At 71.6% G+C, this 10,044-nt stretch carries 9 protein-coding genes and 1 pseudogene; 4 read left to right on the forward strand and 6 right to left on the reverse strand.

All coding sequences use genetic code 11. The features are described from left to right. A pseudogene (locus tag ACH4E7_RS44410) lies at positions 1–81 on the forward strand (lytic transglycosylase domain-containing protein); the annotation flags it as partial. Positions 82–256: 175 nt separating this feature from the next. Here the strand turns inward: ACH4E7_RS44410 and ACH4E7_RS44415 are convergent. Both ACH4E7_RS44415 and ACH4E7_RS44420 read right to left on the reverse strand, forming a co-directional pair. Continuing rightward, a complete protein-coding gene (locus ACH4E7_RS44415; protein ID WP_396254921.1) occupies positions 257–775 on the reverse strand; it encodes an SgcJ/EcaC family oxidoreductase in 519 nt (172 codons plus the stop codon). Between the two features lie 229 nt (positions 776–1,004). After that, positions 1,005–1,919 (reverse strand): hypothetical protein, encoded by a 915-nt coding sequence (locus ACH4E7_RS44420; protein WP_396254922.1) that lies wholly within the window; start codon positions 1,917–1,919, stop codon positions 1,005–1,007. Positions 1,920–2,137: 218 nt separating this feature from the next. Here ACH4E7_RS44420 and ACH4E7_RS44425 point away from each other — a divergent pair, with 218 nt between their 5' ends. Continuing rightward, a complete protein-coding gene (locus tag ACH4E7_RS44425; RefSeq protein ID WP_396254923.1) occupies positions 2,138–2,443 on the forward strand; it encodes a YciI family protein in 306 nt (101 codons plus the stop codon). Positions 2,444–2,546: 103 nt separating this feature from the next. Here ACH4E7_RS44425 and ACH4E7_RS44430 read toward each other — a convergent pair whose 3' ends face one another. After that, positions 2,547–3,638 (reverse strand): PP2C family protein-serine/threonine phosphatase, encoded by a 1,092-nt coding sequence (locus tag ACH4E7_RS44430; protein WP_396254924.1) that lies wholly within the window; start codon positions 3,636–3,638, stop codon positions 2,547–2,549. Positions 3,639–3,804: 166 nt separating this feature from the next. Continuing rightward, positions 3,805–6,384: a SpoIIE family protein phosphatase gene (locus ACH4E7_RS44435; protein WP_396254925.1), complete on the reverse strand. Its 2,580-nt coding sequence runs from the start codon at positions 6,382–6,384 to the stop codon at positions 3,805–3,807. Between the two features lie 183 nt (positions 6,385–6,567). Here ACH4E7_RS44435 and ACH4E7_RS44440 point away from each other — a divergent pair, with 183 nt between their 5' ends. Both ACH4E7_RS44440 and ACH4E7_RS44445 read left to right on the forward strand, forming a co-directional pair. After that, positions 6,568–6,828 carry a hypothetical protein gene (locus ACH4E7_RS44440; RefSeq protein WP_396254926.1) on the forward strand — a complete coding sequence of 87 codons (261 nt, stop codon included), beginning with the start codon at positions 6,568–6,570 and terminating at the stop codon, positions 6,826–6,828. Continuing rightward, a complete protein-coding gene (locus ACH4E7_RS44445; protein WP_396254927.1) occupies positions 6,825–7,526 on the forward strand; it encodes a hypothetical protein in 702 nt (233 codons plus the stop codon). The genes ACH4E7_RS44440 and ACH4E7_RS44445 overlap by 4 nt, the downstream gene beginning before the upstream one ends. Here ACH4E7_RS44445 and gndA read toward each other — a convergent pair. Both gndA and ACH4E7_RS44455 read right to left on the reverse strand, forming a co-directional pair. Further along, the gene (gene gndA, locus ACH4E7_RS44450) at positions 7,505–8,950 is read right to left on the reverse strand and encodes an NADP-dependent phosphogluconate dehydrogenase (RefSeq protein ID WP_396254928.1); all 1,446 of its coding nucleotides are present in this window, start codon (positions 8,948–8,950) and stop codon (positions 7,505–7,507) included. The genes ACH4E7_RS44445 and gndA overlap by 22 nt on opposite strands. 83 nt (positions 8,951–9,033) lie before the next feature. Then, positions 9,034–9,297, reverse strand: coding sequence for a co-chaperone GroES (locus ACH4E7_RS44455; RefSeq protein WP_396254929.1), 264 nt, complete (start codon positions 9,295–9,297; stop codon positions 9,034–9,036). Positions 9,298–10,044 lie beyond the last annotated feature (747 nt).

The following is a 10,044-nucleotide window of genomic DNA, read 5'->3' on the forward strand; positions in this document are numbered from 1 at the left end:
TGGACGCTGGACTACATGAACTCCCGCTACGGCAGCCCGAACGCCGCCTGGGCGTTCTGGCAGACCCACCACTGGTACTAAGCCGACCCCTCGGCTGCCCCCTTGCCTCGGGGCCGGACAGGGACCACCGGGGTGACCCACGAGGGCCTGTGCCCGCGCTCATGCGCGCGGACACAGGCCCTCGTGCCGTTCCCCGGCCGCCTCGGACGTCCGGTCCCATCCCCGCACGACCGGGTGGACTTGACGGGTGGTCGGATCAACCCGAAGAAGGCAGGACCGAGGAATGGTGGTTGAGGATCAGCCACTCGCCTCCACGCAGCTCGTAGACGAAGGTGTAGCGGGCGTCGACCGTGGACTTGCCGCCGTTCTTGTCGGTCAGCGTGAACTGGTAGAGGCCCGTGTCGACGGCGCTCGTGCGGTCCAGGACGGTGATGAACCGTTCTTGGATCTTTCCGACGGGCTTGCTCGCCAGGAATTTCGTGAAGTAACCGACGATCCCGGCGCGACTGGTGTAGAGGTCGGAGACGGTCGGCAGCAACACGGCATCGGGAGCGTAGAGGTCCGCGACACGGTTCGGGTCGCCGGTGGCCAAAGCCGCGTTCCACTTGTCGAACAGGGCTGCGATCTGTTGTTCGGTGGGGAGTTGGGTGGTACTCACCACGACACTGCGCGTAGCGGGAAGCTGGGCGCCGCTTGCGGTCTCGTACGTCGCCCCTGTTCCCGTGAACAGAACGGCGGCGGTAAGGGCGGCCGCTGCACAGTACTTGCGTCTCATGAGCACCTCCTGTGTCGTCGGTGGTCCATCAGACGGATACGCCCAGCGTCTCTCGGCGGAGATGCCCATGCACCTTGAAGCGACGGGGGAGCGACCACGTACCGGTCGGCTTCTACGGTCGTTCCGACGTCAGCCGGGTAGCGTGGTGGCCTGTGGCGCTTCCTGCAGTGGTGTCTGGAGGAACTCCATCGGCGCCCCGAGACTGACCGTCGAGCCCGGGGAGCGGAAGTCACGTGTCGATCGGTTCGCCGTCCGCCACCGGCGTCCCCGGTTGGACCAGGGCTCCGTTGGGGCGCTGGGACTGTCCGGTGCGCCGGTCCACGGGGACCGGCAGCGGGGGCAGGGGGTGGCGGCGGATCTGCCGGGTCTGGTAGGCGACCAGGGCCAGGAGCAGGGCGCTCAGCGCTGCGGTGCCGCCCGCCGTGCCCCAGCCCAGGCCGCCCTCGGCCGCGGGTTTGGTCAGCGCGTCGCCGCCGGCCGCGCCCAGGGGACGAGTGAGGATGAACGCCAGCCAGAACAGCACCGTCTGATTGATCGACGTCAGGTAGTACGCGGCCACGATCAGCGCCATGACGCCCACGATGGCCAAGAAGGCGTTGCGAAAGCCCAGGCCGGTGTCGTCCGAGAGCCAGTCGCCGCTCGAGGTGCCCAGGGTGTTGGAGACCAGGATCGCGATCCAGTACAGGATCTCGCCGGTGCGGCTGGAGATGTTCTCCACGTCGTACGTCTGCCCGGTGCGCCACCACACGAGGAAGACCAGCGCCAGCAGGGCGGCGAGGATCATGGCGCCGGAGGCGTAGCCGATGCCGTCGGGGGCGCTGCCGTGGCCGAATCCGCGGTTGAGGAAGTCGGATACCTCGGTGCCGACCATGCTCGTGCCCAGCACCACCGCCCAGTACAGCGCCGGGTGGAACCGCTTCGCCCGCACTTGGGCCACGACGACGACCAGGAAGAACGCGAGGAAGAGGAACGCGGTGGTGACGTAGCCGAGTTGGAAGCTGATACCGAGCAGGTCTCCGGCTGACTCTCCGAGAGTGACGGCGACCGTCTTGAGCATCCAGAACAGCACCGTCACCTGCGGGAGTTTGCGCAGCACCATGGTCATGCCGTCCAGCGGTGCGTGTGCGCGCGTGTTCGAGGCCATCCCTGTCGTCCGTCCGTTGGCCACCAGCATCGGGCGCGCCATTGTGCAGGCGCCGCCGGGTCCGCCGGGCCGTTGCCGGTCGGTGGTGGCCGATCGCCACCCGAAGGAGCTGCTCGGGAGGCCCGAATGGACTGTCGGCTCCTCGTCGACGGCGGCCTCGACCAGAGCGTCGCTGCTCCTGCGTGACTAGCCGATTACTCAGCGCTATCATGTTGATCATGTTCATTCTTGAGCTGACCTACATCGCGCCGCTCGAGCGCATCGAAGCGGCCCACCCCGAGCACGTCGCCTGGCTCGACTCGAACTACGACTCCGGCGTCTTCATCGCATCGGGCCCCAAGGACCCCCGCGATGGCGCGGTCATCGTGGCGGTCGGTGCCGACCGGGCGCGGATCGAGGACATCGCCAAGAGCGATCCGTACTCGGTGGCGGGGCTGGCCGAGTACACCATCACGAACTTCCTCGCGATGAGGACGTCGCCGGCGCTGGAGGAGTACCGGCACCAACCGCCGTCGCACCGGTAGTCGTCCGAACCGCCTCGGTAGTCGCCCGGCCCGTGCTCCTCGTGGTGGTGACGCGCCCGGGGGAGGGGTACGCGGGTTCGCTTCGATGGAGTCGATGAACCGGTCACCGCTCCCGGCGGACGGCGAGCAGGGCCGCGTCGTCCGTCAGCCCGGAGCCGACGTACGCCCGCACGTCCAGGAGCAGCTCGTCCAGCAGGGCGTCCGGCTCCCCGTGCGGCAGGGCGGCCAGACGCTGGGCGAGCGGGTAGAACCGGCTCGCCGCGTCCCGGGCCTCGGACACGCCATCCGTGTAGAGCAGCAGCAGGTCGCCGCGGTCGAAGGCGATCGACCCGGCGTGGTAGTCCCCGCCGACCAGGCCGAGCAGCGCCAGCGGGGGCGCCTCGACGGGCGGCTCCACCGTGCTGACCCGACCGTCATGGCAGAGCAGCGGCGGCGGGTGCCCGCAGTTGACCACGACCGCCGGTCCCGGTGTGTCGGGGATGCTGACCAGAACCGCCGTGACGAACTCCTCGCTCGCCGGACGACGGACGAGTGCCGAGTCCAGCCGCCTGGCCACCTCCGCCAGATCCGGCTCGGCCCGCGCGGCCTCACGGAACACCCCCAGCACGTCGGCCGCAGTCTCCACCGCGGCCAAGCCCTTGCCGCACACGTCGCCGAGGAACAACCGCACCCCGTACGGGGTCGGCATCACCTCGTACAGATCCCCGCCGATCCGTGCCTCGGCCTCCGCCGCCACATAGCGCACCGCGACCACCAGCGGCCCCATCCGCCGGGGCACCAGGCGCAGCAGGGCCCGCTGCGCGGCCTCGGCGACCGTGTGGACCCTGGCCAGCTCCCGCTCCTGGGCCGCCACCACCACGACGTTGGCGCAGCTGAAGAAGGTGACCACGACCACTGTGGCCGCCGCGGTCGCCATCACGACCGCGGGCACGTCGGCGTCGTAGGCCGCCATGCCGACGATGATCGCGCCGGCGACCGCCCCGGCCGCCAGCGGGACCGTGGCCCGGCGGGCGCCCACACCGGCCAGTACGGGGAGGGCGGCGAGCATCGGGGCGAACGTGATATCGGGCCCGCTGGCGAAATCCAGCGCCACCGCGATCACGACCAGCGCATAGCCACCGATCGTGACGCGGTGCGCCCACCTGGGCAGGAACTGCGGCGAACGCCACGCCCTCGTGTTCGAGACATCAGCCACCGGACTGCCCTTCTGTCCCGCTCGTCCTCACAGCCGCGTCGTTTCCCCCTCCACAGTCAAGCGTCTCTCCCTTCCCGGATCGACCGGCAGCGCCGCATCGACGCCTCCGGCCCGCCCGATGCGGTCCGCGCCTCGGGGCCGGTCGTGGTCGGCCCGGTCGTGGTCGTCAGCCCTCGGCGGGCAGGGCCTGTTCGGTCCAGATGGTCTTGCCGTCCTCGGTGTGGCGGGTGCCCCAGCGCTCGGTGAGCTGGGCGATGATGTACAGGCCGCGTCCGCCCTCGTCGTCCCGGGCGGCCTGGCGTAGGTGTGGCGAGGTGTGTCCGGTGTCGGAGACCTCGCAGATCAGGCTGCGGTCCCGGATCAGCCGGACCCGGACCGGCCCGGGGGCGTACCGGATCGCGTTGGTGACCAGCTCGCTGACGATCAGCTCGGTGGTGAACGCGAGCTCCGCCAGGCCCCATTCGTCCAGCCGCCCGGTGACCATGCGACGTGCCTGGGCGACCGCCGCCGGGTCGGGCGCGAGCTCCCAGTCGGAGACCTGTCCGGCGTCGAGCCGGCGGGTGCGGACCAGCAGCAGGACGGCGTCGTCGTCCACCGGCCCGGGCAGCAGGGTCGCCAGTGCCTCGTCGCACAGGCTCTCCAGCGGCCGGCGGAGCCCGGCCAGCGTCTCGGCGAGCCCGCGCCGGCCGTCGACGGCCTCCACCAGGCCGTCCGTGTACAGGGCGATCAGGCTGCCGGCCGGCAGGTCCAGCTCGGCGCGCTGGAACGGCGGGCCGCCCTGTCCCAGCGGCCGTCCGGCCGGCAGCTCCGCGTAGCGGACGCCGCCCGCCGGGTCGGCCACGACGGGCGGCGCGTGGCCTGCCCGGGCCAGGCTGCACCGGCCGTCGACCGGGTCGTACACCGCGTACAGGCAGGTCACGCCGCCGCGTGGGCCGCCCGGGCCGTCCTCCTCGCGCACCACGTCGTCCAGGTGGGCGAGGAGCTCTTCCGGATCCAGGTCCAGTCGGGCCAGCACCCGGACGCCGGCCCGCAGCCGGCCCATCGCGGCGGCGGCCCGCAGGCCGTGGCCGAGCACCTCGCCGACCACCAGGCCGACCCGGCTGCCGGACAGAGGGATGACGTCGTACCAGTCCCCGCCCACCCCGGAGCGGGTGTCGGCCGGCAGGTAGCGGCTGGCGGACTCGACCGCGCTCAGCGTCGGCAGTCGATGCGGCAGCAGGCTGCGTTGCAGCCGCAGCGCCGCGGTGTGCTCCCGGGTGACCACCGGCATCAGTGCCGCGCCGATCAGCAGCGCGCCCAGCCCCAGTACGGTCACTCCGCCGACCCGGCCGAGCAGCGGCAGCCGGACGGAGGTCGCGCCGTAGCCGGGGGCGGCGTAGACGTGGAAGGCGGCGTAGCAGAACAGGAACAGCATGATCAGCCCGCCGATCCCGGGCAGCACGCCCTTGAACAGCAGGTCCCGGCGGCTGCGGGTGAGTACCCGGCGGTAGTACCAGACGCAGGCGAAGCCGGTCAGGCCGTAGTAGAAGGCGATCGCCAGGCCCACCGAGCCGATGGAGTCGGCCAGCACGTTGTGGCTGACCGAGGTGAGCAGCACCAGGAAGGCGATCGACACCAGCCCCATGCCGACGGTCGACCAGGTCGGGGTCAGAAACCGGCGGTGCAGCCGGGCGAAGCCGGAGGGCACGGCCTTGTGCGCGGCCATCGAGAAGACGGTGCGGGCGGAGGGCAGGATGGTGGTCTGGGTGGAGGCGACCGCCGAGATCAGCACCATCAGGATCAGCAGTTTGGTGAGCGCGTGGCCGAGCCCGGCGGTGCCGAACACCGCCCCGCCGAGGCCGGAGAGCACGTCTCCGGAGTTGTCCGGGTTGGCCAGCCCGATGCCCGTGGTGCCGACCCCGGCGAAGGCCTGTGCCGAGGTGGCGACCAGACCGTAGATGACCAGCAGCAGCACGGTGGACAGCACGGCGGCCCGCCCGGGGGTGTGCCGGCTGTCCGCGGTCTCCTCGTTGACGGTGAGCGCGGTGTCCCACCCCCAGTAGATGAACACCGCGGCGAGCACCCCGGTGGTCAGCGCCTGGGCGGAGGGGACGTGCAGCGGATTGAACCAGGAGGCGGAGACGTGCATCGCGGTCGGTGGCCCGTCGGTGTAGACCTTGACCAGGGCGGTGGCGGCGAGAAGCAGCAGGACCGCGACCTCCAGGCAGAGCACCCAGCGCTGCATGGCCCCCGACACCTCGATGCCCACGTAGCAGACCGCCGTCATCAGGGCGATCCAGACCACCCCGGCCACGGTGGTCCACACCCGGCTGGTCGCCAGCGACTCCAGCCCGACGAGCCGGAAGCCGTAGATGCCGGCGATCTCGGCGAGGTTCGCCATCGCGATCACGTCGGCGACGATCAGGCCCCAGCCGCCCATCCAGCCGGCCCGTGGGCCGAATGCGCGGGTGGCCCAGGTGAAGGTCGTCCCGCAGTCGGCGTCGACGGCGTTCAGCTCCCGGTAGGCGTACGCGATCAACAGCATCGGCACGAACGCCAGCATGGTGATGATGGGGGCCTGCAGTCCCACCCCGGCCACGATCACTCCGAGCGTCGCCGCCAGGCTGTACGCCGGTGCGGTCGAGGAGATCCCGATCGCCACCGACGAGAACAGCCCCAGGGCGCCCGACCTGAGCCCCTTCTCACCGGCGCCGGGCCCGGGTGCGAGCGGCGTGGCGGACTCGGCGGGGCGAGGGGAGCTCTTCACACTCGTTACCAACTCCGCGTCTCGCGGCGGCAAGCCTTGCGATCACCATTCTCCCCGCCCGCCGGAAGGGCCGCCAGACGGGCTCGCCCGCAGCGAACCGGCGTGAACCGGGGGGTGCCCGAGGTCCCCACGGCAAGGGGGCTCACGGGCCCTGGGTGGCGAGCGTGGTCCTCCGGCCGGTCCGTGCCGCCTCGCGGACCTGTTCCAGCATGCGGTGGCGCCGACTGGCTCGGCAACCTCATCTTCACCGCGGGGGCCGGCGCCCTCCTCGCCTCGATCACCTACGGCATCCAGCCCTACGGCAGCCGTTCGACCGGCTGGACCAACCCCTACGTGCTCGGCGGCCTGGCGACGGGCGCCGCGCTGCTCGTCGCGTTCTGCGTCGCACAGACCAAGGTCGCCGACCCGATGTTCCAGCTCGGCCTGTTCAGGATCCGCGCGTGATCACCGGCCTGGCCGCGACGCTTCCGCACACACTCGACAGCGGCCTGCGAGCACAGGGAGTGCCGGCCGAGGCGGCCGGCCACCTGGCCGGCCTGCCGCCGGTGAGCACGCTGTTCGCCACCTTCCTCGGCGACAACCCGATCGGCCACCTGCTGGGGCCCAGCGGTGTCCTGAGCACCCTTCCCGCCCACAACGCCCAGACCGTCACCGGGACGCGGTTCTTCCCCGAACTCATCGCGGGCCCCTTCCACCACGGACTCGTCATCGTCTTCGGCACGGCCGCGGTGATGGCCCTGGTGGCCGCCCACGCCTCCGCGCTGCGCGGCCGCCGGAGCGGCACCGCAACAGACCGACCAACCGGCTCGGCGAAGGACTCGACGAAGGAACAGGCGAGGCCTGCTCCAGCGGCCGGCCGCCCGTTCAACCCGCCGTCGGCCCAACCACCGGTCGAGCGGATCGCGGCGGCCGTCGCCGAACGCGCGGGAGCCGGCCGCGTGCTGGTGACCCTCGAAGGCCGGGCCGGGGCGGGGAAGTCGACGCTCGCAGCCGCGGTGGCCGCGTACCTGGGCGGGCCGGGGCACGCGGTCGTGGTGCACGGTGACGACTTCTTCCACCCGATGCCCCATCACGAACGCCTGTCCATGGAACCGGAAGAGGGCTACCACCGGCTCTTGTATCAGCGCTGTTCCTCCGGGTGACCCTCGACCTCCCAGCGGGTGTGGAAGGTCCCGTCCCGGTCGACCCGGCGGTAGGTGTGCGCGCCGAAGAAGTCCCGCTGTCCCTGCACCAGTGCGGCCGGGAGGCGCTCCGCCCGCAGGCTGTCGTAGTAGGCGAGCGCGGTTGCGAAGCCGGGGGCGGGCACCCCCAGTTGGGCCGCCACCGAGACGACCCGTCGCCAAGCCGACTGCGCGGAGTCGAGCGCCTCTCGGAAGTGCGCGTCGGTCAGCAGCGTGGGACGCTCCCGCTCCGCCTCGTACGCGGCCCGGATCCGGTCCAGGAACCGAGCCCTGATGATGCAACCGCCGCGCCAGATCGCGGCCATCTCACCGGGGTCGATCTGCCAGGAGTACTCCGCGCTGCCGGCCTGGATCTGGTTGAAGCCCTGGGCGTAGGCCACCATCTTGGAGGCGTACAGGGCCTGCTCGACGTCGTCCGCGAACCGGTCCGCCGCCGCGCTGTCGAGCCATGTCTCGGTGGGGCCGGGCAGCCCCCGTCCGGCCTGCCGGAGCGGCACGCCGCCGGACAGCGCCCGGGCGAAGACCGCCTCGGCGATCCCGCTCACGGGCACGCCGAGCTCCAGCGCGCTCTGGACCGTCCAGCGGCCGGTGCCCTTCTGCTCGGCCTGGTCCAGCACGACGTCGACGAAGGGCTTCCCGGTCGCCGCATCGGGGTGGGCGAGGACCTCGGCGGTGATCTCGATCAGGTAGGACTCCAGGCGCCCGGCGTTCCAGGTCCGGAAGACCTCGGCGATCGCGTCGGGCTGCAGTCCCGCTCCGTGCCGCAGCAGGTCGTACGCCTCGGCGATGAGCTGCATGTCGGCGTACTCGATCCCGTTGTGGACCATCTTGACGAAGTGACCGGCGCCGTCCGGTCCGACATGGGTGCAGCAGGGCTTGCCGTCGACCTTGGCCGCGATGTCCTCCAGCAACGGCCCCAGGGCCCGGTAGGCCTCCGGTGTACCGCCGGGCATGATGCTCGGCCCCTCCAGCGCGCCCTGCTCACCACCGGAGATCCCGCTGCCCACGAAGTGCAGTCCGCGTTCCCGCAGGGCCGCCTCCCGCCTCCTGGTGTCGAGGAAGTGCGCGTTCCCGCCGTCCACCACCACGTCGCCCTCGTCGAGCAGCGGCACCAGCTCGTCGATGACCGCGTCGGTCGGCGCCCCGGCCTTGACCATGATCACGATCAGACGGGGGCGTTCCAGGGCCGCGACGAACTCCTCCGTGGTCCCGGCGGCCACGAACTCGCCCTCATGTCCGAACTCCTCCAGCAGCGCCGTGGTCCGCGCCTGCGTGCGGTTGTGCACCGCCACGCGGTATCCGTGGCGGGCGAAGTTCCTGGCCAGGTTGCGGCCCATCACGGCCAGTCCGGTGACGCCGATCCGGGCAGGTGACTGCTCGGTCATGGCGGGAATCTCCAAAGGTCTCGGGGGCCCGGGGCTGTCGGGAGCGAAGACGTCGGGCGCCGGGTACGCCCGTCGCCCTGTCCCTACTCCGCGGAGAGCGCGAGGACCTCGTCCTCGGGAAGATCGACGTACTCCTGCCCCTCCACCTCGATCTCCGATCCGGCGAGCCTGTTGAAGAGGATCTTCTCGCCGACCTTGACGTCCACCGGGTGCGGCTTGCCGCTCTCCAGCTGTCGGCCGGGCCCTACCGCCACCACCTCGCCCTTCCACCTCGCCGGGTCCTGCGGGGTCGAGCCCCCGATCGGCTTGACGATCAGGTGATCGTGCTTCGGGTGGAAGTCGGGCATGGCATGGTCCTCTCACGTAGGCACCCGCGGCGTAGCCGGGGCCGTCCCCCACACATCGATTCTGCCGAGGTTCGAGGTTTCCGCACCCGGACGGAAGCGGGGCACGGGGGAACGGGACCCGCCGCGAGCCGCGGGCCAGGGCGAGCGGGTCCAGCGTGTCGCCGCCGATCCGCGTCCGCGTCACCGGTCGCCCGGAGCCCACGCGGCATGGCGGCCCCGTTGCCCGTCCGCCATCGCGGTCCCGTGCCCCTCGCCCCGGCTTCCCGGGCCCGCACGCACGCCTCGACCCGGCGGGGGAGCGGCGGGATCGGCTGCTCGCTGACCAGCGTGGGGCTGCTGCCGGAGGGGGAGCGGATCGTCGCCCGGGCGTGGTGGTACCCGTCGGTTCGGCGATCCGTACGGGCTCTGATCGTGTCGACGGCGTGTGTGGTTCGCGGTTCGCGGTTCGCGAATGGCGAATGTGATGCGGGTCTCGGGGCCGGGGGATCGTCCGCACGGGGAGTGTCGGTGGCGGTTCGGCCAGTGACCGACAAATCGGACAAAACGGTACATAAACCGTGAGTCCACTCACATGGAAAGAGGTCCACGACGGACGGTAGTGGTCGCGCGCCGACGCCACCCGTGACCCAGGCCGTGACATTTGCGCAGCTCGGCGAGGCTGGCCCGCCGCGCGGACCGTCCTGCGGGTCGGTGCCGTCCGCCGGTGATGTACGACGGTGGGTCGTGGTGAGGGGGTCTTGGCGGGGG

This window comes from Kitasatospora sp. NPDC018058 (assembly GCF_044327205.1).
GTDB lineage: Bacteria > Actinomycetota > Actinomycetes > Streptomycetales > Streptomycetaceae > Kitasatospora.